At 55.9% G+C, this 26,572-nt stretch carries 23 protein-coding genes and 6 tRNA genes; 19 read left to right on the top strand and 10 right to left on the bottom strand.

Features of this window, described 5'->3' with window-relative positions; translation table 11 throughout:
• Nucleotides 1-130 precede the first annotated feature (130 nt).
• A complete protein-coding gene (locus HP564_RS07445; protein WP_371241645.1) occupies nucleotides 131-1,783 on the bottom strand; it encodes a thiamine pyrophosphate-binding protein in 1,653 nt (550 codons plus the stop codon).
• A 217-nt stretch (nucleotides 1,784-2,000) separates the two neighbouring features.
• Between HP564_RS07445 and mgrA the strand changes: the two genes are divergently transcribed.
• Both mgrA and HP564_RS07455 read left to right on the top strand, forming a co-directional pair.
• Nucleotides 2,001-2,990 (top strand): L-glyceraldehyde 3-phosphate reductase, encoded by a 990-nt coding sequence (mgrA, locus tag HP564_RS07450; protein ID WP_371241647.1) that lies wholly within the window; start codon nucleotides 2,001-2,003, stop codon nucleotides 2,988-2,990.
• A gap of 173 nt (nucleotides 2,991-3,163) precedes the next feature.
• A complete protein-coding gene (locus HP564_RS07455) occupies nucleotides 3,164-3,511 on the top strand; it encodes a DUF2502 domain-containing protein (protein WP_371241649.1) in 348 nt (115 codons plus the stop codon).
• Between the two features lie 54 nt (nucleotides 3,512-3,565).
• Here HP564_RS07455 and HP564_RS07460 read toward each other — a convergent pair whose 3' ends face one another.
• Together HP564_RS07460 and HP564_RS07465 are read right to left on the bottom strand one after the other, a co-directional pair.
• Nucleotides 3,566-4,147, bottom strand: coding sequence for an NAD(P)H-dependent oxidoreductase (locus tag HP564_RS07460; protein WP_371241651.1), 582 nt, complete (start codon nucleotides 4,145-4,147; stop codon nucleotides 3,566-3,568).
• A 135-nt stretch (nucleotides 4,148-4,282) separates the two neighbouring features.
• Complete coding sequence (locus HP564_RS07465) at nucleotides 4,283-5,521, bottom strand: Nramp family divalent metal transporter (RefSeq protein ID WP_371241653.1); 1,239 nt, start codon at nucleotides 5,519-5,521, stop codon at nucleotides 4,283-4,285.
• Between the two features lie 368 nt (nucleotides 5,522-5,889).
• On the opposite strand from HP564_RS07465, the gene HP564_RS07470 reads away from it, so the two are divergent.
• The 5 genes from HP564_RS07470 (at nucleotide 5,890) to HP564_RS07490 (ending at nucleotide 11,528) form a co-directional block, all read left to right on the top strand.
• Nucleotides 5,890-7,080 (top strand): NupC/NupG family nucleoside CNT transporter, encoded by a 1,191-nt coding sequence (locus HP564_RS07470; protein ID WP_371241655.1) that lies wholly within the window; start codon nucleotides 5,890-5,892, stop codon nucleotides 7,078-7,080.
• A 189-nt stretch (nucleotides 7,081-7,269) separates the two neighbouring features.
• Nucleotides 7,270-8,355 carry an LLM class flavin-dependent oxidoreductase gene (locus HP564_RS07475; protein ID WP_371241658.1) on the top strand — a complete coding sequence of 362 codons (1,086 nt, stop codon included), beginning with the start codon at nucleotides 7,270-7,272 and terminating at the stop codon, nucleotides 8,353-8,355.
• Nucleotides 8,355-9,335, top strand: a complete 981-nt coding sequence (locus tag HP564_RS07480) for an ABC transporter substrate-binding protein (protein WP_371241660.1) — start codon at nucleotides 8,355-8,357, stop codon at nucleotides 9,333-9,335. Before HP564_RS07475 ends, HP564_RS07480 begins: the two co-directional genes overlap by 1 nt.
• The gene (locus HP564_RS07485) at nucleotides 9,332-9,922 is read left to right on the top strand and encodes a cysteine dioxygenase (RefSeq protein WP_371241661.1); all 591 of its coding nucleotides are present in this window, start codon (nucleotides 9,332-9,334) and stop codon (nucleotides 9,920-9,922) included. The genes HP564_RS07480 and HP564_RS07485 overlap by 4 nt, the downstream gene beginning before the upstream one ends.
• Nucleotides 9,915-11,528 (top strand): rhodanese homology domain-containing protein, encoded by a 1,614-nt coding sequence (locus HP564_RS07490; RefSeq protein WP_371241663.1) that lies wholly within the window; start codon nucleotides 9,915-9,917, stop codon nucleotides 11,526-11,528. The genes HP564_RS07485 and HP564_RS07490 overlap by 8 nt, the downstream gene beginning before the upstream one ends.
• A gap of 108 nt (nucleotides 11,529-11,636) precedes the next feature.
• Here the strand turns inward: HP564_RS07490 and HP564_RS07495 are convergent.
• A tRNA-Ala gene (locus tag HP564_RS07495) sits at nucleotides 11,637-11,712 on the bottom strand.
• A 45-nt stretch (nucleotides 11,713-11,757) separates the two neighbouring features.
• Nucleotides 11,758-11,833, bottom strand: a tRNA-Ala gene (locus tag HP564_RS07500).
• Nucleotides 11,834-12,187: 354 nt separating this feature from the next.
• On the opposite strand from HP564_RS07500, the gene HP564_RS07505 reads away from it, so the two are divergent.
• Together HP564_RS07505 and HP564_RS07510 are read left to right on the top strand one after the other, a co-directional pair.
• Nucleotides 12,188-12,976, top strand: coding sequence for a formate/nitrite transporter family protein (locus HP564_RS07505; protein ID WP_371241665.1), 789 nt, complete (start codon nucleotides 12,188-12,190; stop codon nucleotides 12,974-12,976).
• Between the two features lie 110 nt (nucleotides 12,977-13,086).
• Nucleotides 13,087-13,440, top strand: a complete 354-nt coding sequence (locus tag HP564_RS07510; protein ID WP_371241667.1) for a YfeC-like transcriptional regulator — start codon at nucleotides 13,087-13,089, stop codon at nucleotides 13,438-13,440.
• A 35-nt stretch (nucleotides 13,441-13,475) separates the two neighbouring features.
• On the opposite strand, the gene gltX is transcribed toward HP564_RS07510, so the two are convergent.
• Nucleotides 13,476-14,891 carry a glutamate--tRNA ligase gene (gene gltX, locus HP564_RS07515; RefSeq protein ID WP_371241669.1) on the bottom strand — a complete coding sequence of 472 codons (1,416 nt, stop codon included), beginning with the start codon at nucleotides 14,889-14,891 and terminating at the stop codon, nucleotides 13,476-13,478.
• 272 nt (nucleotides 14,892-15,163) lie between these two features.
• On the opposite strand from gltX, the gene HP564_RS07520 reads away from it, so the two are divergent.
• The 5 genes from HP564_RS07520 to HP564_RS07540 all read left to right on the top strand — a co-directional run bounded on the left by HP564_RS07520 (nucleotide 15,164) and on the right by HP564_RS07540 (nucleotide 16,471).
• Nucleotides 15,164-15,239, top strand: a tRNA-Val gene (locus HP564_RS07520).
• Between the two features lie 38 nt (nucleotides 15,240-15,277).
• A tRNA-Val gene (locus HP564_RS07525) sits at nucleotides 15,278-15,353 on the top strand.
• Nucleotides 15,354-15,394: 41 nt separating this feature from the next.
• A tRNA-Val gene (locus HP564_RS07530) sits at nucleotides 15,395-15,470 on the top strand.
• Nucleotides 15,471-15,474: 4 nt separating this feature from the next.
• Nucleotides 15,475-15,550: transfer RNA gene (locus HP564_RS07535), tRNA-Lys, on the top strand.
• Between the two features lie 588 nt (nucleotides 15,551-16,138).
• The gene (locus HP564_RS07540) at nucleotides 16,139-16,471 is read left to right on the top strand and encodes a FlxA-like family protein (RefSeq protein WP_371241671.1); all 333 of its coding nucleotides are present in this window, start codon (nucleotides 16,139-16,141) and stop codon (nucleotides 16,469-16,471) included.
• Here HP564_RS07540 and HP564_RS07545 read toward each other — a convergent pair.
• Complete coding sequence (locus tag HP564_RS07545) at nucleotides 16,468-17,388, bottom strand: LysR family transcriptional regulator (protein WP_371241673.1); 921 nt, start codon at nucleotides 17,386-17,388, stop codon at nucleotides 16,468-16,470. The two genes, HP564_RS07540 and HP564_RS07545, sit on opposite strands and share 4 nt — an antisense overlap.
• Before the next feature lie 95 nt (nucleotides 17,389-17,483).
• Here HP564_RS07545 and HP564_RS07550 point away from each other — a divergent pair, with 95 nt between their 5' ends.
• Entirely contained in the window at nucleotides 17,484-18,497 is a 1,014-nt protein-coding gene (locus HP564_RS07550) for a bile acid:sodium symporter family protein (RefSeq protein WP_371241675.1), read from the top strand.
• Nucleotides 18,498-18,524: 27 nt separating this feature from the next.
• Here HP564_RS07550 and HP564_RS07555 read toward each other — a convergent pair whose 3' ends face one another.
• The 3 genes from HP564_RS07555 to zipA form a co-directional block, all read right to left on the bottom strand.
• Nucleotides 18,525-18,743 carry a DUF3820 family protein gene (locus HP564_RS07555; protein ID WP_371241677.1) on the bottom strand — a complete coding sequence of 73 codons (219 nt, stop codon included), beginning with the start codon at nucleotides 18,741-18,743 and terminating at the stop codon, nucleotides 18,525-18,527.
• Nucleotide 18,744: 1 nt separating this feature from the next.
• Entirely contained in the window at nucleotides 18,745-20,763 is a 2,019-nt protein-coding gene (gene ligA, locus HP564_RS07560) for an NAD-dependent DNA ligase LigA (protein WP_371241679.1), read from the bottom strand.
• Between the two features lie 68 nt (nucleotides 20,764-20,831).
• Nucleotides 20,832-21,926 carry a cell division protein ZipA gene (gene zipA, locus HP564_RS07565; protein ID WP_371241681.1) on the bottom strand — a complete coding sequence of 365 codons (1,095 nt, stop codon included), beginning with the start codon at nucleotides 21,924-21,926 and terminating at the stop codon, nucleotides 20,832-20,834.
• 218 nt (nucleotides 21,927-22,144) lie between these two features.
• On the opposite strand from zipA, the gene cysZ reads away from it, so the two are divergent.
• The 4 genes from cysZ (at nucleotide 22,145) to ptsI (ending at nucleotide 26,561) form a co-directional block, all read left to right on the top strand.
• Nucleotides 22,145-22,912 carry a sulfate transporter CysZ gene (cysZ, locus tag HP564_RS07570; RefSeq protein WP_371241683.1) on the top strand — a complete coding sequence of 256 codons (768 nt, stop codon included), beginning with the start codon at nucleotides 22,145-22,147 and terminating at the stop codon, nucleotides 22,910-22,912.
• A gap of 143 nt (nucleotides 22,913-23,055) precedes the next feature.
• Complete coding sequence (cysK, locus tag HP564_RS07575; RefSeq protein ID WP_371241685.1) at nucleotides 23,056-24,027, top strand: cysteine synthase A; 972 nt, start codon at nucleotides 23,056-23,058, stop codon at nucleotides 24,025-24,027.
• 389 nt (nucleotides 24,028-24,416) lie between these two features.
• On the top strand, nucleotides 24,417-24,674 hold the full coding sequence (ptsH, locus tag HP564_RS07580) for a phosphocarrier protein Hpr (protein WP_007889063.1): 258 nt from the start codon (nucleotides 24,417-24,419) through the stop codon (nucleotides 24,672-24,674).
• A gap of 159 nt (nucleotides 24,675-24,833) precedes the next feature.
• The gene (gene ptsI / locus HP564_RS07585; protein WP_371241687.1) at nucleotides 24,834-26,561 is read left to right on the top strand and encodes a phosphoenolpyruvate-protein phosphotransferase PtsI; all 1,728 of its coding nucleotides are present in this window, start codon (nucleotides 24,834-24,836) and stop codon (nucleotides 26,559-26,561) included.
• Nucleotides 26,562-26,572 lie beyond the last annotated feature (11 nt).

Raw genomic sequence — 26,572 nt, forward strand, 5'->3', positions numbered from 1 at the left:
AAGATGCGGGACACTATAAAAGTCTGCCGGTAAAACAACAACGCTCACCGCGACAAAAGGCGAGCGTTGAAGGTAGTGTGCACAGCCTACCCGTCCGGCAAGAGGCTTTACAGCGGCAACACTCCGAATCTTATCCGCCGTTGCGCTGTGCCAGACAGGCCGTCACCTTACGTAGCAACGGTGGCAGATCGTCTTTATGCATTGTCACTTCCACCAGCGTCAGGCAGGCAGGTGACTGAAGCCGTGCCATCACCTCTTCCAGTTGAACAGATTCCGTTACGCGCCAGCTTTGCGTCTGTCCATGCAGACAAAACGCCTGGGGCAAAGCCGTCCAGTTCCACTGCGCGATGTCATTATAGCGTTGCGTCGCGCCATGAATGGCGCGCTCCACCGTATAGCCCTCATTGTTCAACAGAAAAATAATGGGCCGTTGTCCATCTCGCAACATGGAGCCTAGCTCCTGAATCGTGAGCTGCGCTGAACCGTCACCCACAATCAGAATTACCCGCTGCGCGGGGGCGGCGGTCTGCGCACCGAAGGCTGCGGGTAAAGTATAGCCAATAGAGCCCCACAACGGCTGTACCAGCAGCTGCGCGCCGGGGGGTAAACGCAGCGCGGCTGCGCCAAATGCCGCTGTCCCCTGGTCGGCAAGAATAATGTCGTCCGGCTGGAGAAAGTTTTGCATCAGATGCCAGAAGGCGCGCTGGCTGATTGCCGGTTCGGTGGGGGGAGGGTCAGCCGACGGCAGCGCGGGAGCCTGCGCCCAGTGTTCGCCATAACGGGTGAAAATCGCCACCAGCTCATCCAGCGCATCGGCCATGCTGAGCGGCGCAAAGCGCTTACCCGCGACGCTGGCGGCGGCAGGCTGGATATCGATTAACTGCGTAGCGGGTAGCTGCTGGGTAAAACCTGCGGTCAGGGTATCGGTAAAGCGTACGCCCACACAGATAGTCGCGTCGGCCTGTTCAATCGGTTCACACACGCCGCTTTCGCTGCCTGCAGCCGCATAGGTGCCCACATAGCCCGGATAGTGCTCATCCAGCACGCCTTTGCCCATCAGTAGCGTAGCGCAGGGAATAGCGCGCAGCTGGCGCAGCTGCGCCAGTTTCGCCTGCTGCTGGCAGCGCGCGGCAAGAAAATCAGCCAGAAGCGCTACCCGCCGCGCCCGGGAGAGATGATGTTCTGCAGCCTGGCGGAAGGCGCGACGCATCGGCTCGCTGGAAGGCACCACACCATCAAGGGGAGCGCCGGGAGGAGCGACTTCCGCTTCGGCAACATCTACCGCCATCATCAGGTAACCCGGCTGCCTGTTACGCAGCGCGGTGGTAATGACCCGGTCGATCTCAACCCTGGCATTGTCTGCGCTAAGCTGCGCGGTTGCGGCACTGACTTCACCCGCCATACGCAGAAAATGGCGAAAATCGCCATCACCCAGCGAGTGGTGCACACAGTCACCGCGCTTTTGCGCCTGACTGGCGGGTGCGCCCACGATGTGGATCACCGGCAGATACTCAGCAAAACTACCTGCAATGCCGTTAATGGCGCTCAGTTCGCCCACGCCAAAGGTGGTCAGCAGGGCCGCTGCGCCTCGACAGCGGGCATAGCCGTCCGCAGCGTAGGCGGCATTCAGTTCATTAGCGCACCCCACCCAACCGATTTCTGCATGTGCGATAACGCGATCGAGAAATTGCAGATTGTAGTCGCCGGGTACGCCAAACAGATGCCCTATCCCGACCTCTTTCAGGCGAGCCAGCAGATAATCGCCTACGGTAAAGCGTTGCATATGCCACTCCTCTTATCCGTTGTCTGTTTTGAGTATCCTCTATGCTGCTAAACCAGCATGAAAGCAGCGAAATCCTCTGAACAAAAAAGTGGCAACCTGCCGTTACGATGGCGGATAATTCTGTAATTCTGCGATCGGCAACGCTTTTTGACTGTGTGTAAGCGTATACACTGCTATCCTTCCACGCTAATCTTCTCCTCCGAGACAGGAACGCTCTATGATCTACTGCCCGCATCCAGACCGTTATCAGCAAATGGAGTATCGCCGTAGCGGAAACAGTGGGCTGAAGTTGCCCGCTGTCTCGCTCGGCCTGTGGCATAATTTTGGCGATAACACGCGCGTCGATAACAGCCGCGAGCTGCTGCGACACGCCTTCGATCGCGGTATTACCCATTTCGACCTCGCCAATAATTACGGCCCACCGCCCGGCTCCGCTGAGGAGAATTTTGGGCGTATCCTGCGGGAAGATTTTCACGGCTTTCGCGATGAGCTGGTGATCTCCACCAAAGCGGGTTACACCATGTGGGATGGCCCCTATGGTGACTGGGGTTCGCGGAAGTATCTGATTTCCAGTCTTGACCAGAGCCTGAAACGTATGGGGCTGGAGTATGTCGATATTTTCTATCACCACCGTCCGGATCCCGACACGCCGCTGGAAGAGACCATGCGCGCTCTGGATCAGGTGGTGCGTCAGGGCAAAGCGCTCTATGTGGCGCTCTCTAACTATCCCGCGGATCGGGCGGCTGAGGCGATCGCGATCCTGCGCGATCTGGGTACGCCCTGCCTGATCCATCAGCCGCGCTATTCCCTGTTCGAACGCGCTCCGGAAAACGGGTTGTTTGAAACCCTGGCCGATAACGGCGTCGGCTGTATTGCCTTCTCTCCGCTGGCGGGTGGCGTATTAACCGACCGCTATCTGCAAGGCATTCCAGAGGATTCACGTGTAGCAAGCGGTAGTAAGTTCCTGCGCGAAGAACAGCTTACCCCTGAGAAGATGGAGAAAGTTCGTCAGCTGAATGACATTGCCCACCAGCGCGGTCAGAAACTGGCTCAGATGGCGCTCGCCTGGGTGCTGCGCGATGTGCGCGTCACGTCGGTCCTGATTGGTGCCAGCAAAACTGCACAAATTGACGATGCGGTAGCGATGCTGACCCGCCGTCATTTTACGCTGGCTGAGCTTTCCGCCATTGAAAGTGTGTTGATGTAACCACCGGCTGGTCTGGCTGGTGCCGGGTATTTTTTTCGCCGGAATAGTCTCAATCCTCCTTTTCTTCAGATTTTCCTCACAATTGTCAGCGACACTCTGTTCGCAACACAAGCAATACGCGGGCACCACAGGGCCCGCGCCGCAGTGGTTCCGCCGCTGACAAGGAGAAAAAAATGAAATTTGCTGTTTTTGCTGCTTTGCTGACCTGCCTGTCGCCTTTGGCCATCACTGACGTTCAGGCCGCTGGTGCCTCTATTAACCTGGCACCGGGCGTCACGCTGAATCTGGGAGATCGCGATCGCCATGGTAACTACTGGGACGGAGGACGCTGGCGCGAGCCACGCTGGTGGCACGAGCGCTATCAGTACAATAATCATCGCTGGTGGCGTCATGAAGAGTGGCGTCGTCATCAGCAGTGGGAGCGGGAGCGACGCTGGCACGAGCGGGAACGCCGCCATCACTGGCATGAGGCGAAGCGTCATCACGATCGCCACGATCGTCATGACCACCACCATCACTGATCGCGCAGCAACACCGCCAGCGGTTGCCTTGCAACGCCGGTTACAGGCCAGCCTCTAACCGGCGAACAGCCGCCTTCCCGTCAGCCGCGCCGTTTCCAGATGCGCCTCCGGCGTGTCGGCCTCCGGCAGTAAGATCAGCTCTGAGCTTCTTACCGATGCGCCAACATAGTCGAAAATACCTTCATCGATCTGGGTGCGCATTGCGGCATAGTAGCCACGCCGCGCATAGGTGCGCAGATTTCCCCCGCCGACCCCCAGCAGATGCACCTGTAAACGCCCCAGCTTTTTATTAATTTTGCCGTCCGGCATTTCGTCATAGGCCCAGCCGTGGGTAAATACGCGGTCGATCCACCCTTTCAGCACGCCGGGAAAAGACCACCAGTAGACGGGATAAACCAGCACCAGGGCGTCCGCCCGGTCGATGCGCTGTTGCTCGGCCAGCACATCAGCAGGCGGCGCAGCGCGATGGCGGAACAGCGCCAGATCGGCAGCGCCATAGCGCGGATCAAAGCCTTCTGCCAGCAAATCGGCAACGTCAAAGGTATGCGGCGCACAGATCTCGTCCGTTACCGCGCGGGCAACGGCATGGGTGAAAGAATCACGATCGGGATGGGCCACCACTATCAATGCATGCATATTCTGACTCCTGTGAAAAAAGAGAAAGCGACTGCATATCGAGCGTAGATGAGCGGAGGTAAGCTGCCGGGTCCGCGGCACGTGAGGTTAAAAGCCGAGCTGGCCAGCGTAAATCGGGCCAGCCTTGTGGCAGCGTCAGAGGCCGAGCACTTCTCCAGCCAGCAGATAGCCGTTGAGGGCAACCACCAGCACGACAATCACGCGTCCGGCATTCTGCATCAGACGAGAGTTCACCATCTCGCCCATCAGCGCCCGGTTGCCGGTAAACACCAGCAGTGGCACCAGCGCCAGCGCAATTCCAAAGCTGAGCAAGACCTGGCTCATCACCAGAATGCGCGTCGGATCCCAGCCCGCCATGATGACAATGAATGAGGGTAGCATGGTGACTACGCGACGTACCCACAGCGGAATATGGAAGCGAATAAAACCCTGCATGACCACCTGACCCGCCAGCGTGCCAACGACGGTAGAGGAAAGCCCTGCAGCGACCAGACTCAGCCCAAACACGGTTGCGGCCGCATGGCCGAGCAGCGGCGTCAGCGTCAGATAAGCCTGATCGAGTTCGGCAATACCGCTGTGGCCACTAAAGTGGAAGGCAGCGGCAGCGGTTGCCATCATCGCCAGATTAACAAAACCCGCAATGGTCATGGCTATCGCTACATCCAGCTTGGTTGAAGAGTAACGCTGGCTTTTATTGCCGCTCGCCCCCCCCTGCGTAAGAGCCGAATGCAGATAGATAACGTGCGGCATGATCGTAGCACCCAGCACGCCTGCCGCAAGGAATACCGCATCCGACGTTGGGAGAGAAGGCAGCGCCATGCCTGTCACCAGCTCGCTGACTTTGGGCTGAGAGAAGAAAAGCTCAACGATATAGGCTGCCGCGACAAACAGCAGCAGACCGCCAATAACCAGCTCCAGCGGCTTCTGGCCGCGGCTTTGCAGCATCAGGATCAAGAAGGTTGCCACACCGGTCAGCACCGCCCCCTGTAGCAGAGAGATGCCCAGCAGTAGCTTGAAACCAAGGGCAGCGCCGATAAATTCCGCCAGATCGGTGGCCATAGCGATAATTTCTGCCTGCACCCAGTAGAACCATACTGCCGGGCGCGGGAAGCGATCGCGAATATGTTCTGCAAGGTTTTTACCGGTGGCGATGCCGAGCTTGGCGGACATCAGCTGGATGATCATCGCCATAATATTGGCCCAGACAACGACCCACAGCAGCTTATAGCCGTAGGCGGCCCCCGCCTGGATGTTGGTAGCGAAATTGCCCGGATCGATGTAGCCGATGGCGGCGATAAACGCTGGCCCCAGCAGCGCGAGCTTGATTTTTCTGGCTCCGCGAGCGGCACGCTCGGCGGTACGGCTCTCAAACATATTTTTCTACCTGTCTGAACGCGTCACACCATGGCAGCTTATGGCTCGATCGCGGAAAATGAAATGGGATTATCGTTATCGTTGTGATAGATGAAGCTATAAAGTATAGCCATTGCTATAACTCGAGGTAAAGCTACACTTGCTAAAAAAATGTGCAATAACGCTTACTCTAGGCTTTGGATGTATTATAGACAATAAATTTGTGGATATTTGATGTGAATATTTTGTGAACAGGCTGTGACCTGTGAGACTTTTCTGAGAAATGGGGTGATAGCGAATCCTTATAATGTGGATTTGATCTCGTTTTTAAGTAACGCGTTACATAGAATACGCAGCAAATTACAACTCTCCTCAAATTTGGAGCAATCATGTCCCATGTTTTGCACTTTCTTTTAGCACTAGTGGTGGTAGGCGTGCTGGCGTTACTTGTCAGCCATGACCGTAAGAGTATTCGAGTTCGCTACATTGTCCAGCTTCTGGTCATTGAAGTGCTTCTGGCGTGGTTCTTCCTGAATTCCGAAGCCGGACTTGGATTTGTTAAAGGCTTCGCGGGTCTGTTTGATCACCTGCTCAAATATGCGGGTGAAGGCACCAACTTTGTGTTCGGCAATATGAATGACAAAGGCCTCGCGTTCTTCTTCCTCAACGTCCTGTGTCCTATCGTCTTTATCTCTGCCCTGATCGGTATTCTGCAACACTTCCGCATTCTGCCCTGGGTGATCCGCGGCATCGGCACCGTGCTGTCAAAGATCAACGGTATGGGCAAGCTGGAGTCGTTTAACGCCGTGAGCTCTCTGATTCTGGGACAGTCAGAAAACTTTATCGCCTATAAGGATATTCTGGGCAAAATGTCGCAGCGCCGCATGTACACCATGGCCGCAACGGCAATGTCGACCGTTTCCATGTCCATCGTTGGCGCTTATATGACCATGCTGCAGCCTAAGTATGTGGTGGCGGCCCTGGTGCTCAACATGTTCAGCACCTTTATCGTGCTGTCGCTGATCAACCCTTACCGCGTCGACAGCGAAGAAGATTTGCAACTGCAGGATATTCATAAAGGCCAGAGCTTCTTCGAAATGCTGGGCGAATATATCCTTGCAGGTTTCCGCGTGGCGATTATCGTTGCCGCGATGCTGATTGGCTTTATCGCCCTGATTTCCGGTCTGAACGCGCTGTTTGACTTCATCTTCGGCATCAGCTTCCAGGGTGTGCTGGGTTACGTGTTCTATCCCTTTGCCTGGGTGATGGGCGTGCCGGCGCACGAGGCGCTGCAGGTGGGTAGCATCATGGCAACCAAGCTGGTTTCCAATGAGTTTGTGGCGATGATGGATCTGCAAAAAGTGGCGGGCCAGCTGTCACCGCACGCGGAAGGTATTCTCTCTGTCTTCCTGGTTTCCTTTGCCAACTTCTCCTCTATTGGTATTGTGGCGGGTGCCATCAAGGGCCTGAATGAAGAGCAAGGCAACGTGGTCTCGCGCTTCGGCCTGAAGCTGCTTTACGGTTCAACGCTGGTCAGCGTCCTTTCCGCTGCCATCGCCGGACTGGTACTGGCTTTCTGATGCCAGGGGCGAGACAGGTTCTCGCCCTTCTTCTTAATTATTCCTGCTTGTTATAACGCCTGCCTTTTCTGCTGCAGCCGCGCTGTACCGCCCTTCCCCGTTTAGCGCAATTCCTTTGCACAATATCGAATTTCATCTCGCGCCTGCTGCCCCGTAGTTTTTCTGATGACTTCACCTCAGGAGAACAGCATGAGCATTCAATTTCTCGGCATGATCGGCCATCGACTGGCCTCTGAAATCATTCCGGCCAGCGGGCCGCTATTCGATAAACAGTACATCGCCAGTTTTGCCCGCGCCCATGAAGAGGCAGGCTTTGACCGGATTCTGGTGGGTTACTGGTCCGATCAACCCGATGGCTTTTTAGTCACGGCGCACGCTGCTGCCAACACCTCACGCATTAAGTTCCTGCTGGCCCACCGGCCTGGCTTTGTCTCGCCAACGCTGGCGGCGCGCAAGCTGGCTTCGCTCGATCAGCTGACCGAAGGACGTCTGGCGGTGCACATCATCAGCGGCGGCAGCGACAGTGAACAACGCCGCGATGGCGACTTCCTCAGTAAAGCTGAGCGTTATGCGCGCACCGATGAGTTTCTGAGCGTACTGCACAAAAGCCTGACTTCGACAGAACCTTATGACCACCAGGGCGAATTTTACCGCGCTGAGCAGGCGTTCTCCGCCATTAAACCCCTGCAAAGCAAATTGCCGATCTACTTTGGCGGCTCCTCGCCGGAGGCGATTGACGTCGCAGCACGTCATGCAGACGTGTTTGCGCTGTGGGGCGAGCCGCTCCAGGGTGCCGCGGAGACCGTACAGACCGTGCGCGCCGCCGCTAAAAAGCAGGGACGAAACATCAAATTCAACATCTCCTTTCGCCCGATTATCGGCAAGACTGAAAAAGAGGCCTGGGAGCGCGCCGAGCATATCTACGAAACGGCGCAGAAGCAGCTGGCCGAGTCAGGCTACACTTTTGGCCTGCCTAAACCGCAAAGCGTGGGCGCGCAGCGTCTGCTGGCGGCGGCAAACGAAAGCGATCGCCATGACAAAGTGCTGTGGACCGGCGTGACAAAGCTGGTCAGCGGTGGCTATAACTCTACCGCGCTGGTAGGCACGGCGGATCAGGTCTCTGACGCGCTGCTTGATTATTACAACCTCGGTATCGACAGCGTGCTGATCCGCGGCTTCGATCCGCTAAACGATGCCGTGGAGTATGGTCGCGAACTGCTGCCGCTGACGCGGGAAAAAGTTGCTGCGCAGACGCGCGGCAAAAGGAGCGCCTGATGCGTCTCGCCGCCCTGTTTGCCAGCGTTACGCTGGCGTTAAGCCTCACCCACGCCTTTGCTGCGGAAAAAGTCACGCTGCGCCTCGGAGACGTTAAAGGCGATCGCTTTGCCTCGCTGCAGGCGTCCGGCGAGCTGAATAACCTGCCCTACAACCTGAAGCTCACCGCCTTCGACTCTGGCGCGCCGGTGCAGGAAGCGCTGAATGCGGGCGCGCTCGACGTTGGCTTTACCGGCGATCTGCCATTCCTGTTTGTTTATGCTGCGGGCGCGCCGGTGAAGGCCGTTGGCGCGTGGCAGAACAACCCGGACAGCATTGCGCTGCTGACCCGACCTGATGCCAACATTCACCGCCTGCAGGATCTGAAGGGCAAGCAGATTGCGGTTAACCGCGGCGGCTGGGGACACTATCTGATCCTCGGCCTGCTGGAGCGCGCGGGCCTGAAGCCCGATGACGTGACGCTGCGTTTCCTTGGCCCGGTCGATGGCCGTGCCGCGCTGACTTCCGGTGCGGTTGCTGCCTGGGCGCCCTGGGAACCCTATATCGCCACGTCAACGCAGGTAGATGGCACGGTGCGCGTGCCGCAGGGGGGCGGCAGCGGCATTATGTCCGGCTACTCCTATGCGCTGGCGCGTAAAGAGGCGCTGAACGATCCCGAAAAACGTAAGGCGATTGCCGATCTTCTGACCCGCCTGGCAAAGGCGCAGGTGTGGGCCGCACAGCATCCACAGCCGTTTGCGCAGGCGCTGGGCAAATCACTCAATATGCCGACGACCCTCACCCGCAGCTGGATTGACGACGCGCGCATCCGCCCGCTGGTGTTTGATGCGTCTATTATCGCTACGCTGCAAAAATCGGCGGACTTCTTCCATCGCTATCAGGTGCTGCCTGACGCGGTGGACGTCAGCAGCGCCTTTGATTTCAGCCTGGCAAACGGGGCAAATCAGGTGGCGAAGCAGTATCAGGAGAATAAATCGTGAGCGCTCTACAGCATCACCGCCTGCGTGATTTCGTCACGCAGCTTGCTGCCCTGCTCGACCAGCAGCCAGACGAGGCAACAATTCTGACGCACGGCAGCGCGCTGCTCCGCCCGCTGCTACAGCATGATGACTGGCTGGATGACACTTTTACCCAGCCCCATCCGCAGCATTATCAGCAATATCTGCTTTATGCCGACGCGCAACAGCGCTTCTCCGTGGTGAGCTTTGTCTGGGGGCCTGGCCAGCAGACGCCGGTTCATGATCATCGCGTGTGGGGATTGATCGGCATGCTGCGCGGCGCAGAAGTATCACAGGGCTTCAGGTCCGTTAACGGCGATCTGGTCGAGGATGGCGCACCGGTGCGCCTGGAGCCCGGTCAGATTGAGGCGGTGTCGCCGCGCGTCGGCGATATTCATCGCGTCCGTAACGCGTTCGATGACCGCGTCTCTGTCAGCATTCACGTTTACGGCGCCAATATTGGCGCGGTAAAGCGCGCCGTCTACCGTGAAGACGGCAGCGAAAAACCCTTTATTTCCGGCTACAGCAACCGCTATTTACCTAATATCTGGGATCTCTCACATGGCTAATCTTTTTCCTCTGCGCGATGCCGCAGAGATTCAGCAGGCGCTGCGTCAGCAGCAGGAAGTGGCACTGGTCGACGTGCGCGATGAGGCGCTCTATGCGCAAGGGCATCCGCTGTTTGCCATTAATATACCGCTGTCGAAACTGGAGCTGGAGTGGCTGGATCGCCTTCCGCGACGCGATACGGCCATTACGCTGTATGACAACGGTGAGGGCCTGGCACAGGCGGCGGCGGAACGGGCTACGGCGTGGGGCTACAGCAATATCACCCTGCTGAAAGGCGACCTTGCAGGCTGGACCGCTGCGGGAGGCGAGCTGTTTATCGACGTGAACTCGCCCAGCAAAGCCTTCGGCGAGCTGGTGGAACATCATAACCATACGCCATCGCTGGCCGCAGAGGAGGTCGATGCGCTGCTACGCAACAAGGCTGACGTTGTGGTGCTGGACGCGCGCCGTTTTGATGAATACCACACGATGTCGATTCCCGGCGGCATCAGCGTGCCGGGTGGCGAACTGGTACTGCGCGTGCGCGACATTGCTCCCTCACCGGATACCACGGTGATCGTGAACTGCGCGGGACGCACGCGCAGCATTATCGGCACGCAGTCGCTGGTGAATGCCGGGATCCGCAATCCGGTTTATGCGCTACGCAACGGTACGATTGGCTGGACGCTGGCGGGGCTGACGCTGGAGCAGCAGCAGAGCCGTCGCTATGGCGAGACCAGCGAAACCGCGCGTCGCCACGCCGTCGCGCAGGCGCGTCAGGTGGCGGAACAGGCGGGCGTGGCGCGCATTAACGCCGGTACGCTGACGCGCTGGCAGCAGGAGGCACGCACGACTTATCTGTTTGACGTACGCGACGCCGATGAGTACAGCGCCGGGCATCTGCCAGGCAGTCGGCACGTTCCGGGTGGCCAGCTGGTGCAGGAAACCGATCACTACGCCAGCGTGCGCGGCGCGCGTATCGTGCTGGTAGACAGTGACGGCGTGCGCGCCAGTATGACCGCCTCCTGGCTGGCGCAGATGGGCTGGGACGTTGCGGTACTCGACGGCGTGCAGCCGCAGGATTTTAGCGCTACGGGCAGCTGGTCGGCTCAGGTTCCGCCCTCTCCCTCTGCGCAGACGCTTTCCCCACAGCAGCTTGATGAGTGGCTCAGGCAGGGTGATACCCAGGTACTCGATTTCACCACCCGCGCCAATTATGTGAAAAGCCATATTCCCGGAGCCGCCTGGCTGCTGCGCTCGACGCTGCAACAGCGGGGCAACGCCTTGCTGCCCGATGCTGCGCGCTACGTGTTAACCTGCGGTAGCAGTCTGCTGGCGGGGTATGCGGTGGAACAGGTGCAGGTGCTTACCGGCAAGCCGGTTTACGTGCTACAGGGCGGTAATGCGGCCTGGCGCGAGGCGGGTCTCCCGACGGAAGCGGGCGAGAGCAGACTGCTGTCACCCGCGATCGATCGCTACCGTCGTCCCTATGAGGGAACCGATATTGAACCCGCGGTAATGCAGGCCTATCTCGACTGGGAGTATGGTCTGGTGGCGCAACTGGATCGCGACGGCACGCACGGCTTTCGGGTATTACAGCCGCAGGCAGAAAATGTGACGGCGTAAACAGCGCGTGCAAAATCTCAGGCGGCAGCGATGACGCTTTTTTTCAGGCGTGAAAATGCTAACGGAAGAAGGTTCTGGACTCTGCCTGAGAAATCAGGGCTTAGATAATGGTGGAGATAAGCGGGATCGAACCGCTGACCTCTTGCATGCCATGCAAGCGCTCTCCCAGCTGAGCTATACCCCCACATCTGGAATTGTTTTTTCAGTGCCAAACCGTTGGGAAGCGATTTGGTGGAGCTAAGCGGGATCGAACCGCTGACCTCTTGCATGCCATGCAAGCGCTCTCCCAGCTGAGCTATAGCCCCGAACCGAAAAAACCGTCGTGTTACTCGACGGACGGCATAATATGAAACCGTCCCCGGAGTGTCAACGGCAAAATGAAAAAGCGCGTGCGATCGCTGAAAAAGGCGGCAAGTCACGGATTGCGCTGTTTTTTCGCCGGGTTTTAGCTGCTGCCCACCAGCCCGGCAACAAAGCACGGCAATCCGGACTTCTTTCCCCCCTGCACAGGTTAAATTTCAGTTAATCACCCTTTAGGATTTTTCTTGTTTTCCGTTAAAAGCCGTGCAAAACTTAGCCCGCTAACTATGTGGTCCTCGCAAGCCACGCCTTTATACAACACCATTTCTGTCACAATAACTCATAATATTCGAGATACTATGTCGCTGCATTCACCTAAAGAAATCGCTCAGCTGGCGATTCAGGCTGGCGTCACTAAAAGCCGCGCCTCCATTCCGACGTTGCTCATTCTTGGCTTTATGGCTGGCGCTTTTATTGCTACCGGCTTCCTGCTCGATCTGCACGTCATCAATTCACTTCCGGCAGACTGGGGCTCATTCGGCGGTCTGCTGGGTGCAGCCGTCTTCCCGGTGGGCCTGATCCTGACCGTACTGGCGGGTGGCGAGCTGCTGACCGGCAATATGATGACCATGCCAGTCGCCTGGTTCGCACGCCGTATCAGCGGATTTGCCGTAGTGCGTAACTGGTTCTGGGTGACCATCGCCAACTTTATCGGCAGCCTGGCCGTTGCGTGGTTCTTTGGCCACATGCTGGGCATGACCGAAGGTGACTACCTGAAGAAGACTGTCGCTATCGCCAGCGCTAAAGTTAATGCTGACTTTATGCACGCCTTTATTTCCGGTATTGGCTGTAACTGGCTGGTCTGTCTGGCGGTCTGGCTGGCGTTCGCCAGTAAAGATGTGGTGGGCAAAATCTTCGGCATGTGGTTCCCGGTTATGGCGTTTGTTGCCATCGGCTTCCAGCACGTTGTTGCCAACATGTTTATCGTGCCTGCGGCTATTTTTGCGGGCCAGCTGAGCTGGGCAGAGTATCTGCCAAACTTTGCTGCCGTTTTCCTGGGTAATGGCGTAGGGGGTGCGGTTTTTGTTGGCCTCGCCTACTTCCTGGCTTTCCGCCCTTCTGCTGAAGCAGTGAGTTCGGCCCAGTAAGTTTTTTTGCCTTTTGTCACGAGGCAAAAGGCAATTTCCCTATGGGTTACTTTCACACGTAACGATTTGCTGTAATATGTAGAGCTAATGTATTAAACAGGGACAGCATCGTGAAAAAGGAATGGTTAACTCCGGAAGAGCTGGCAAATGAAACGGGTTACAGTCGTCAGACTGTGAATAAATGGATCAAACGTGAAAACTGGACCACAACGCCGAAGCCCGGCGTACAAGGTGGTAAAGCGAGATTGATTCATATTGATGAGCGTGTGAAGAGCTTTATTCAGTCCATGCGTAACCTGAACGAGCCTAACGCCTCCTACACTGCACAACAAAATTCTTTACCTGCGTTACTATTAAGTTCTGTACAGCAAATGACACAAAATGAGCAAGACCTGCTCGCTGCGATGATTCTGCGTGAAGGGATTAGTGGCGTACTGCAAAGGTTGGGAATTAGCGAAGAATAAAAAAACCGGAAGCGTTGTGCTTCCGGTTTTTTTTATCAGGCCTGTGCTTCGCGTTCTGCGATAAAGGCCAGCGCTTTTTCAATGCGCGCCACGCTGCGGCTGCGGCCAATAGCCTCAACGGTGACGTCCAGACCCGGCGACTGACCGGCTCCGGTAACGGCGACACGCAGCGGCATGCCGACCTTGCCCATACCGACTTCCAGTTCATCTGCCGTGCTCTGAATGGCATGGTGCACGTTTTCGGCCGTCCAGTCGGTAATGGCGTTCAGTTTGTCGCGCACGACTTCCAGCGGCTGACGCGCAACCGGGCGCAGGTGTTTCTTCGCCGCATCGGCATCAAACGCATCAAACTCTTCATAGAAGTAACGGCAGGATGCAGCCATCTCTTTCAGCGTCTTGCAGCGTTCACCCAGCAGCGTCACCAGCTTAGCCAGTTCCGGACCGGTGCGGGTATCGATCTTCTGCTGTTCAATGTGCCATTGCAGATGTGTCGCCACATATTCTGGTGCCAGGCTATTAATGTAGTGGTGGTTAAGCCACTGTAGCTTTTCGGTATTAAAGGCGCTGGCCGATTTGCTGACTGCTTCCAGCGTGAACAGCGCTTTCATCTCAGGAACAGAGAAGATCTCCTGATCGCCGTGAGACCAGCCCAGACGTACCAGATAGTTAAGTAGCGCTTCCGGCAGGTAGCCGTCGTCGCGGTACTGCATTACACCAACCGCACCGTGACGTTTAGACAGTTTCTTGCCGTCATCGCCCAGGATCATGGAGACGTGTGCATAAACCGGAACCTGCGCGCCAATGGCTTTAAGGATGTTGATCTGGCGCGGGGTGTTGTTGATGTGGTCTTCACCGCGGATAACGTGGGTAATGCCCATATCCCAGTCGTCGACAACCACACAGAAGTTATAAGTAGGCGAGCCGTCGGTACGGCGGATGATCAGGTCATCCAGCTCCTGATTACTGAATTCAATCGGGCCACGGATCTGGTCGTCAAAGATAACCAAGCCTTCCTGCGGGTTACGGAAACGTACCACGCAAGGTTCATCTGCCGCGTGATGTTCGTGGCTGTCGCGGCAGCGGCCGTCGTAGCGCGGCTTTTCGCCATTCGCCATTTGGGTTTCACGCAGCTGTTCCAGGCGTTCTTTAGAGCAGTAGCATTTATAGGCGGTACCCGCCTCCAGCATTTCGTCGATGACGTTGTTATAGCGATCGAAGCGTTTTGTCTGGTAGTACGGACCTTCGTCCCACTCCAGGCTCAGCCAGTTCATCCCATCCATGATGGCTTCAATGGCTTCCGGCGTTGAACGTTCCAGATCGGTATCTTCGATGCGCAGGACAAATTCACCCTGGTTGTGACGGGCAAAGAGCCAGGAGTAGAGCGCGGTACGAGCGCCGCCAACGTGCAGGTAGCCGGTCGGGCTGGGTGCGAAGCGTGTTTTGATTTTCATTCAGCAGTGCCTTAGATGCGCAGGTTTTGTGTCTGGATGACAAAAAACGGGTTAGACGCGAAAAAACAGTGCGCACATTCTAGCACCTGGCGTTGAATCCTCAATGACTGCGCACGGGCGCAAGCGGCTAAAGCCGCGGGTTTCTGCTAATAAAACCAGCACATTGGCTAAAAGCAGCGCGGGATGACTAATTTTAAAGCGAACGCGCATTTTAGTTTTAAAAAGCGTTGACTCACTTCGAAGGATCCCTATAATGCGACTCCACACAGCGGGGGTGATTAGCTCAGTTGGTAGAGCATCTCCCTTACAAGGAGGGGGTCGGCGGTTCGAGCCCGTCATCACCCACCACTCTCAAGGTGGCCCGCAGTGAACAAGAGATAAGATATGGGTGATTAGCTCAGTTGGTAGAGCATCTCCCTTACAAGGAGGGGGTCGGCGGTTCGAGCCCGTCATCACCCACCATATCTCAGTCAGATGACGCTCTTGTTAAGTAGTACCGAAGTGGGTGATTAGCTCAGTTGGTAGAGCATCTCCCTTACAAGGAGGGGGTCGGCGGTTCGAGCCCGTCATCACCCACCACTTCGGGTCGTTAGCTCAGTTGGTAGAGCAGTTGACTTTTAATCAATTGGTCGCAGGTTCGAATCCTGCACGACCCACCAATTCAGAGAAAAGCGCCTTATGGCGCTTTTTTCGTTTCTGCATGCTGTGAGTCTGCCCCTGTTGGTTTCTCTGCGCCACAGGTTTGATGGGTCGGATGAAAATCCGCGCAGAGACAACTGCATCACCGCCGCGATTCAGGCCGATGCGCAGTCTCACCCGCAGCGAAGCCGGGGATGGGCCGAGGCACTGCCCAGCAACTCTCCGGTTCAGAGAAAAGCGTCTTGTCGGCGCTTTTTATGTTTCTGCCCGCTAAAGCCGGGACCGTTACGTAAAGTCGGTGTGAACACGTTCGTGTGGTCTCGACCGCTGCCGCCCTGCGGCGGACGTTTTACCTCATGCCCCTTGCTTTGCACCTGTAGGTTATTCGGCTGCATGCTTTCAGAAAAAATCTGACCGATCTTTAGCGGCTTTGTAACGGATACGAACGCCCCGCCCCCCTGTTCCGCACCTCTACATCGTTTCGTTACGCAGCATTCATCGCTTTCAAAAAAACTTACGCCGCTTTTTCCGGACTTTAACGTTTTTCTGCCTCAAGTGATCGCTGCCTGAACCGATACTGATCTTGTCTAATTGTAGGGAGAACACCGATGTCAGCAATTTCCGCCTTATCCGGCAGTACCGGCAGCAGCGCCAGCGTGTCGTCGCAGATTTCCGCACTTAACAAACAGATTCAGAACATCACGAAACAGGTAAAAGAGCTGGCAGATAACCAGGAGCTAACCGACGAACAGAAATCTGAGATGGAACAGATGTACCAGTCGCAGATTACGATGCTTGAGGCGCAGATTGCCCAGCTTGAGCAGAAACAGACTGAAGCTGCGCAGCAAAGCAGTGAAGCTGAGCAGCAAACCGGAAGCGTGAAGGCGGCCGATGGCATTAATCGCCCGACCGAAAAGAATCAGGTTAACGTTTACATCTAAAAAGCGGGACTGGCTGCGCGTTGTTGCGTCAGCAGCCTGGCCTGCTGACGCACTTCTTGCCAGATCGCTTCAGAGGCGGGCGTCAGCGAGCGGTTTTTCCGCTTGATCAGCATCAGGCTGCGATTGATTTCAGGATAGAGACGACGAACCGTCAGCGCCCTTCCCGCCGGAAGCGGCAATGCCAGCGCAGGCAAAATACTGATACCAATGCCTGCATCCACCATCGGAAACAGCGTCGCCGGATGGCCAATATCCTGCACCACATTAATGTCGATCTGCTGCTGACGCAGCGCCGCGTCAATCAGCACGCGGCTGCCGGACGCGTAATCCTGCAATACCATGTCGCGTCCTGCCAGCATGCGCCAGTGCGCTTTCTCCACCGACGCAAGTGGATCATCACTGCGGCACAACAGCAGAAACGGCTCTTCCAGAACGGGCTGATAGTCGAGATCGTTATCACTAAGTGGACCAATGACAATGCCAAAATCAACCTCTGCATTGCGAACGCTCTGCAATACCACCTGCTGCATCCGATCGCGCAAAATCACCTGAATGTCGGGATAACTCCGCTGGCTGGCCGCCAGGCACTGCGGCATCAGATGAGCTGAGATGGTCTGGCTGGCGGCGATGCGCACCGTACCGCTTCGCTGTTCACCGTAGCTGCGGATGTCGAGCAGCGTAGAGTTCATCTCCTCCAGCAGACTCGCCATACGCGATGCCAGCTGCTGCCCCGCCGCGGTCAGAATGACCTCGCGCGTGGTCCGATCCAGTAGCCGTACCCCAATGACAGCTTCCAGCTCTTTAATACTGTGGCTGACCGCTGACTGACTCAGCCCTATTGCCTGTCCGGCCTGACTGAATCCACCGTGATGGGCTACGGCTACAAAGGTACGCAACTGACGCAGGGTATAATTCATCTAAATGGCTCATAGATTGATGCAATAAATCAATTTTATTTCTAAACCGACTTCACGCACAATCACAGTCTGTTATTTTTAACCGGATTTTAACAATGGGATTTCTGCGACTCGATCCGATGATGATCAAACTGATCATCACCGTGCTGCTGGCAACCTTCCTGCCCGCTAAAGGCGTCTTTGTCGATATTTTTGATTATCTGACCACCGCGGCCATTGCCCTGCTGTTTTTCATGCACGGGGCCAAGCTGTCGCGCGACAAGATCATTGCAGGCAGTAGCCACTGGCGGCTGCACCTGTGGATTATGTTCAGCACTTTTGTGCTGTTCCCGATCATCGGGCTACTGATTGTCTGGTGGCATCCGGTCAGCGTCGGCCCGGAAATCTATACCGGCTTTATCTATCTCTGTATTCTGCCCGCGACCGTCCAGTCTGCCATCGCCTTTACCTCAATGGCAGGCGGCAACGTGGCGGCTGCGGTATGCAGCGCTTCAGCATCGAGTCTGCTGGGCGTCTTTATCTCACCGCTGCTGGTAAATCTGGTCATGGACGTGCATAGCAGCGCACCGACCGACGGTTTTGAACAGGTCGGAAAGATTATGCTGCAGCTGCTGGTGCCCTTTGTGCTGGGTCATCTGTCGCGCCGCTGGATCGCTGGCTGGGTGGAGAGACACCGTAGCCTGATCGGTAAAACCGACCAGACCTCAATTTTGCTGGTGGTCTACTCCGCCTTTAGTGAAGCGGTAGTTAACGGTATCTGGCATCGCGTAGGTATCGATACCCTGCTGTGGATTCTGGCGGGCTGTATTCTGTTGCTGGCTCTGGTGCTGGTCATTAACTTTAGCGCCGCGCGTCTGTTTGGCTTCAGGCGCGCCGATGAAATCGTCGTACTGTTTTGCGGATCGAAAAAGAGTCTGGCGAACGGGGTGCCGATGGCAAATATCCTGTTCCCGGCGAGCACGGTGGGGATTATTGTGCTGCCCTTGATGATCTTCCATCAGGTTCAGCTTATGGTCTGCTCTTTCATTGCGCAGCGCTACAAAACCAGTCATGAGAAGCAGCTGAAGCAGCAGGACGTTAACGCGACCGTGATACAGTCCCAGAAGTAACAAAAAAGCCCGCAGAAGCGGGCTTTTTTACGCATTACGTTTTAGCGGCTTTACCAGCCCTTCCAGCCCTTCAACCTTGATGGCGAGGGTCATTTCCATCAGCTCACCTAAATGACCCGAAGGAAACTCGCCCTTACGCGCAAACCACAGCAGGTAAGGTTCCGGCAGATCGATAAGCAGGCAGCCTTTATATTTACCAAAAGGCATTGTTGTGTTGGCAATTTCAACCAGGAATGCCTTATCCATATCAGGCGTCCAGCAGGCGGATCATTTCGGCTTCGTCAATAACCGTAATACCCAGCTCCTGCGCCTTCACCAGCTTAGAGCCCGCCGCTTCGCCGGCAATCACCAGATCGGTTTTCTTCGACACGCTGCCGCTGACTTTCGCACCCAGCGCGGTCAGCCGGTCTTTTGCCTCATCGCGCGTCAGCTGCGTTAGCGAGCCGGTCAGCACCACGGTTTTACCCGCGAACGGGCTGTCAATTTCCTCGGCCCTGACCACGTTGATGGGCGGCCAGTGCACACCAGACTCCTCAATCAGCTGGCGAATAACGTCGCGATTGCTCTCTTCTTCCATAAAGTTGCGCACGTGCGTCGCCACGACGGTGCCTACATCCTGAACCGCAATCAGCGCGTCAAGATCGGCGTCCATCACTTTCTGCAGCTCGCCAAAATGGTTCGCCAGGTTTGCGGCGGTAGCCTCACCTACTTCGCGGATGCCAAGCGCATAGAGAAAGCGCGCCAGCGTGGTTGATTTAGCCTTCTCCAGCGCATTAACCACATTTTGCGCCGATTTGGGTCCCATACGATCCAGACCCAGCAGCTTTTCTGGCGTCAGCCTGAAAAGATCCGCCGGTGTTTTAACATATTCGGTCTCTACCAGCTGATCGATAATCTTGTCGCCCAGCCCGTCGACATCCATCGCGCGACGGGAGACAAAGTGCTTCAGCGCCTCTTTACGCTGGGCACCGCAAATCAGCCCGCCGGTGCAGCGAGCCACCGCTTCACCTTCTACGCGCTCAACATCGGAGCCGCACACCGGACAGTGGGTAGGGAAAACCACTTCACGCGCGTCGGCCGGGCGCTCCGATGTCACCACGCTGACCACCTGCGGGATCACATCACCCGCGCGGCGAATAACAACCTTGTCGCCAATGCGCAGGCCGAGACGCTCAATTTCATCGGCATTGTGCAGCGTCGCGTTACTGACCATGGCCCCTGCCACCAGTACCGGTTCCAGACGCGCCACCGGCGTCACCGCGCCGGTGCGGCCAACCTGAAACTCCACGTCCCGCACCACGGTCATCTGCTCCTGTGCCGGGAACTTGAACGCCACCGCCCAGCGCGGCGCGCGGGCCACGAAGCCCAGTTGCTCCTGCAATGCCTGCGAGTCAACTTTAATCACCACGCCGTCAATATCAAAACCAAGTTCGGGACGATCGGTTTCAATCTGACGATAGAAGGCCAGCGCCTCTTCAGCACTGTGCACCAGCCTGATGCGATCGCTGACCGGCAGCCCCCACGCCTTAAACTGCTGTAAACGTTCGTAGTGGCTGCCCGGCAGCTCTCCGCCTTCCAGCAGGCCAAAGCCATAGCAGAAGAAGGTCAGCGGACGTTTTGCAGTGATGCGCGGGTCCAGCTGGCGCAGCGAGCCGGCGGCGGCGTTGCGCGGGTTAGCAAATATCTTCCCGTCGGTGCGGCGCGCTTCGTTATTCAGCTTTTCAAAGCCGCGCTGCGTCATAAAGACTTCGCCACGCACCTCCAGCCGAGCCGGAAAATCGTCACCCTTAAGGCGCAGCGGAATGGCACCGATGGTACGAACGTTGGCAGTGATGTTTTCGCCGGTAGTGCCGTCGCCGCGCGTTGCCGCACGCGTCAGCAGGCCATTTTCGTACAGCAGGCTGACCGCCAGACCATCCAGCTTCATTTCACAGCAGTAAGCAATCTCCTCGCTGCTTTTCAGACGATCCTGCACGCGCTTGTTAAAGGCGAGAAAGCCCGCCTCGTCAAAGGTATTGTCCAGTGACAGCATCGGAACTTCATGCCGCACCTGCTCAAATACCGTCAGCGGAGCGGCACCCACGCGCTGCGTTGGCGAGTCCGGCGTAACCAGCTCAGGATGCTGCGCTTCCAGCTCGCGCAGCGTGCGCATCAGCCGGTCATATTCGGCGTCCGGTATCTCGGGCGCGTCCATAACGTGGTACAGATATTCGTGATGGCGCAGCGTAGTGCGCAGTTCGGTGATCTGGTCCTGAACGGATTTCATAGTGCCCCATCAGATAAAAAACCCCCGACAGGCGGGGGTTTGGAGTGATTCAGAATGCGTAGCCTGAATTATTCTCTGGCTTCAGTGACCTCGCGAATGCGGGTCTTATAGGTTTCCAGCTTTTGTGGTGTCATCATGCGACGCTCGTCATCCAGCACCACGCCGCCAACGTCATCAGCAATACGCTGGGCAGATTGCAGCATCAGCTTAAAGTTCTGATTTGCATCGCCGTAAGAGGGCACCATCATAAAGATGGACACGCCCGGTGTAGAAAAATCAGCAGACATTTCATCTGGATTGAACGAGCCAGGCTTCACCATATTCGCCAGGCTGAATAGCACCGGGCCGCTACCCGCAGGGTTGAGATGGCGATGGAAGATATTCATTTCACCGAACTGGAAACCGGCCTGCAAAATACCTTGCAGCAGCGCTTCACCGTTCAGCGAGCCGCCTGTGTGAGCAGCCACATGTAGCACCAGCACCGCCTCTTTCGGCTTACTGGCTGCCTTAGGCGCTTCCTGATGAACAGGTTCAGAGTGTTCTGGCTGTTGATGCACAGGCTGTTGATGCACAGGCTGTTGATGAACTGGCTGTTGGTGAACTGGCGAATGCGGCTCTGGCTCAGCCTGATACTCCGGCTCGCTCTGAACCGCTTCCAGTGGGTCAAGATCCAGTAGCGGATCGGCCTGAATGGGCTGCGCCGGTGCAAAGCGCGGTGCAGGCTCCTGCGGCGCTTTTGCGGTCGGCTGAGCAGGCTGCGGACGCGGCGTCGCAGCCTGCTGCGGGCGCGGAGTCTGAGACTGTGGCGCCAGCAACGGATCGTTTTCTGGCTGCGGCTGCGGACGAACAGCCGGCTGACGCGGCTTTTCTGCCGGTGCGCTAAACGCGGGGGCATCATCCTGCTGATCGTCGTGGAAATTGTCGAAGCGAGGTTCCTGATGCGGGCGCTCCTGGCGCACGCGAACTTCACCGACGCTTTCTGCTTCGTCATCGGTCAGGCTGTCTTCATCTTCGCGCTGTTCACGCTGCTTGAGCCGTTTATGCGGGCGATCGCGGAACACTGACGAGCGCTCTTTACGGCTGGTCCACAGTCCGTGAAGGAGAAGCGCTATAATGGCGATCGCGCCAACAACGATTAATATCAGACGCAAATCCTGCATCATTGTATTCTCTGTTGTTCCAATACCTTGCCACCGCGGCAAACTTTATCCTCTAACTGTATTTGCCCAGCTAAACAAGTGCAAGCTCGTGCAGTATTTTCTGACAAATAAGATAGTCACCCCACGTTTTTTTGCTGCTTTTTCGCGCAATCGCCCCGTGGTCAGGAGAAAAAGCCAGGTTATTATGGTCTCGCCTGATTATTTTCTGGAGAGTTGCCTGTATGGCCCGAGAGAACACTGTCTCACGTTACAACGGTGTGCACTATTTTAGTGAAGGCTGGAAGCTGGTGCGTTTGCCGGGCATTCGGCGTTTCGTTATTGTTCCGCTACTGATTAATATTCTGCTGCTGGGCGGTGCTTTCGTCTGGCTGTTCTACCGTCTGGGCAGCTGGATCCCGCAGCTGATGGCCCACATTCCTGACTGGCTTCAGTGGCTGAGCTATCTGCTCTGGCCGCTGTCAGTCATCTCTATCGTGCTGGTGTTTAGCTACTTCTTTTCTACTATTGCCAACTGGATCGCCGCGCCCTTTTGCGGCCTGCTGGCAGAACAGCTGGAAGGCCGGCTGACCGGCAAACCGCTGCCAGACAGCGGCTGGCTGGCGATGCTCAAAGACGTGCCGCGCATCATGAAGCGCGAGCTGCAAAAGCTTGGCTACTACCTGCCACGCGCCCTTGGCCTGCTGCTGCTCTATTTCATTCCGGGCTTTGGCCAGACGGTGGCTCCCGTGCTGTGGTTTCTGTTTAGCGCCTGGATGCTCTCAGTGCAGTATTGCGACTATCCCTTTGATAACCACAAAGTCAGCTTTCATCAGATGCGCGGGGCATTGCGCCAGCACAAAAGTGCCAATATGCAGTTCGGGGCGCTGGTTAGCCTGTTCACGATGATTCCGATTTTGAATCTGGCTATCATGCCGGTCGCCGTATGTGGCGCGACAGCCATGTGGGTGGATCGCTATCGCGGGCAACTGGGCCGTACTGAGCTACGCTAGCGCATTATCAGCACGCCTTATGCAATTTTTTGCAAGGCTTATTGCGGGGAGACATATAGATATGCGTTTTCTTTCCTTCCGCGTGAAAGCAGAAAGGGTATGCTCTGAGGGTTCCCAATAATTCATACAGTTAAGGACAGGCCATGAGTAAGATCTATGAAGACAACTCGTTGACAATTGGTCATACGCCACTGGTTCGACTGAACCGCATCGGTAACGGCCGCATTCTGGCGAAGGTGGAATCCCGTAACCCGAGCTTCAGCGTTAAATGCCGTATCGGTGCCAATATGATTTGGGACGCAGAGAAACGCGGTATTCTGAAACCCGGCGTTGAGCTGGTTGAACCCACCAGCGGTAATACCGGCATTGCGCTGGCCTATGTTGCTGCCGCGCGCGGCTACAAGCTGACGCTGACTATGCCAGAAACCATGTCCGTCGAACGTCGCAAGCTGCTGAAGGCGTTGGGTGCCAACCTGGTGCTGACCGAAGGGCCAAAAGGCATGAAAGGCGCTATTGCCAAGGCTGAAGAGATTGTAGCCAGCGATCCTGACAAATATGTACTGCTGCAGCAGTTCAGCAACCCGGCTAACCCGGAAATTCACGAAAAAACAACCGGTCCTGAAATCTGGGAAGATACCGACGGCGCGGTAGATGTGTTTATTGCCGGTGTCGGCACGGGCGGCACGCTGACCGGCGTCTCTCGCTATATCAAAAATACTAAAGGCAAGAAAGATCTGATTACCGTGGCGGTGGAGCCAACGGATTCTCCGGTAATTGCCCAGGCTATGGCGGGTGATGAGATCAAACCTGGCCCGCATAAAATTCAGGGTATCGGCGCAGGCTTCATTCCTGGCAACCTGGATCTGAACCTGGTCGATCGCGTTGTGGCTATCACCAATGAAGAAGCCATCAGCACTGCGCGTCAGCTGATGGAAGAAGAAGGTATTCTGGCTGGTATCTCTTCAGGTGCAGCCGTTGCAGCGGCGCTGAAACTTCAGGAAGATGAGTCCTTCGCCAACAAGAATATTGTGGTCATTCTGCCCTCTTCCGGCGAGCGCTACCTCAGCACCGCACTCTTTGCCGACCTTTTTACCGAGAAAGAGCTTCAGCAGTAAGGTCTGCGTCTGAAAATGCCGAAAAAGCACCCGGATGGGTGCTTTTTTGTGGCGCAGATCTCACTTTCATCACCAGCCAGATTGATTTCAGTGACTCGGCTCTGGTATTTAAGCTGCCAATTATTTCGAAGCCTGAAATTAATCAGCCTTTGAAGTGGATCAAGCTGAATCGATTTACGCTTTTGGCGTTGAGGCGAATCACGGCATAATTGGCAGCTGAAGTGCTCGACATGGATTTTGACCCTTCACTGGAGTGACACGCTCATTCAATCAAGCGCATTTATTGGTCAGCGTTACGCTATACCCGCGCACCTACACAGGCTAAAGTTACGGCTCCAGGCTAGACTTTAAGTCCATAACACCAAACCTGATAACGTTGGGGAAACAGAATGTTCCAGCAAGAAGTTACTATCACCGCACCGAATGGTCTTCACACTCGTCCTGCTGCGCAGTTTGTTAAAGAAGCGAAAGCGTTCCAGTCAGAAATCACCGTGACCTCTAATGGCAAATCCGCCAGCGCCAAGAGCCTGTTCAAGCTGCAAACGCTGGGCCTGACTCAGGGCACAGTGGTGACGCTCTCTGCAGAAGGTGAAGATGAGCAACAGGCGGTTGAACATCTGGTTAAACTGATGGCTGAACTGGAGTAATCCACTCAGCTTTTGCTGTATACCGACTCTTTTGCCCCATTGAGTGCAAACATCTTGATCGCGGACAACCTGTCCGCGTTATCACATCCGTAGAGTACAGCTCCCGCGACAATGGCAACGCATTGGGTCAAAGAGCCATCGTGATTAAAAGGTAGGGTTATGATTTCAGGCATTTTAGCATCACCAGGTATCGCTTTCGGCAAAGCTCTGCTGTTGATTGAGGATGAGATCGTCATCAACCGCAAGAAAATTTCTGATGATCAGGTCGAACAGGAAGTAAAACGCTTCCTTGATGGCCGTGCGCAGGCTGCACAGCAGCTGGAAGCGATCAAGGTGAAAGCGGGTGAGACGTTTGGTGAAGAGAAAGCAGCCATCTTCGAAGGCCACATTATGTTGCTGGAAGACGAAGAGCTGGAGCAGGAAATCATCGACCTGATCAAGAAAGATCACGCGTCGGCCGACGCTGCAGCCTACTCCGTGATTGACGGTCAGGCCAAGGCCCTGGAAGAGCTGGACGACGAATACCTTAAAGAGCGCGCCGCTGACGTTCGCGACATCGGTAAGCGCCTGCTACAGAACATTCTGGGTCTGCATATCGTTGACCTGAGCGCTATCCAGGATGAGTCCATTCTGGTCGCAAAAGATTTAACTCCGTCAGAGACGGCGCAGCTGAACCTGAAAAAAGTGCTCGGCTTTATCACCGATCTTGGCGGTCGTACTTCGCATACCTCCATCATGGCGCGCTCGCTGGAGCTGCCGGCCATTGTCGGCACCGGCAACGTGACCACCACAATTAAAAACGGCGATTACCTGATCCTGGACGGCGTTAACAATAAAATTTACGTTAATCCGTCAGAGAGCGAGCAGGAAGAGCTGAAAGCCGTTCAGGCGCAGTATCTGGGCGATAAACATGAGCTGGCGAAGCTGAAAGATCTGCCGGCGATTACGCTGGACGGTCACCAGGTTGAAGTCTGCGCGAACATCGGTACCGTGCGTGACGTCGCAGGTGCAGAACGCAACGGTGCAGAAGGCGTGGGCCTCTACCGCACCGAGTTCCTGTTTATGGACCGCGACTCGCTGCCGACGGAAGAAGAACAATTCCAGGCCTATAAAGCCGTTGCTGAAGCCGTAGGCTCGCAGGCGGTTATCGTGCGTACCATGGATATCGGCGGTGATAAAGATCTGCCTTATATGAATCTGCCGAAAGAAGAGAACCCTTTCCTCGGCTGGCGTGCGATTCGTATTGCTATGGATCGTAAAGAGATTCTGCATGCCCAGCTGCGCGCCATTTTACGCGCTTCCGCGTTTGGTAAGCTGCGCATTATGTTCCCGATGATCATCTCAGTGGAAGAAGTTCGCACATTGAAAGCGGAACTCGACACCCTGAAGGCGCAGCTGCGCGAAGAAGGTAAAGCCTTCGACGAAACCATCGAAGTGGGTATTATGGTGGAAACGCCGGCTTCAGCCGTGATTGCGCGCCACCTGGCGAAAGAAGTCGACTTCTTCAGTATTGGGACAAACGACCTGACCCAGTATACTCTGGCCGTCGATCGTGGTAACGATTTGATTTCTCACCTCTACAATCCGATGACGCCGTCTGTTCTTAACCTGATTAAGCAGGTTATTGACGCGTCTCATGCTGAAGGTAAATGGACCGGCATGTGTGGTGAGCTGGCTGGTGATGAACGTGCTACACTACTGTTACTGGGTATGGGGCTGGACGAATTCAGCATGAGTGCCATTTCAATCCCAGGCATTAAGAAAATTATTCGCAATACTAATTTCGAAGATGCGAAGGCTCTGGCGGAGCAGGCTCTGGCTCAACCTACAGCGGAAGACCTGATGAACCTGGTTAACAAGTTCATTAAAGAGAAAACACTCTGCTGATCCACGAGACG

This window comes from Pantoea sp. KPR_PJ, assembly GCF_041386365.1.
Taxonomy (GTDB): Bacteria; Pseudomonadota; Gammaproteobacteria; order Enterobacterales; family Enterobacteriaceae; genus Pantoea.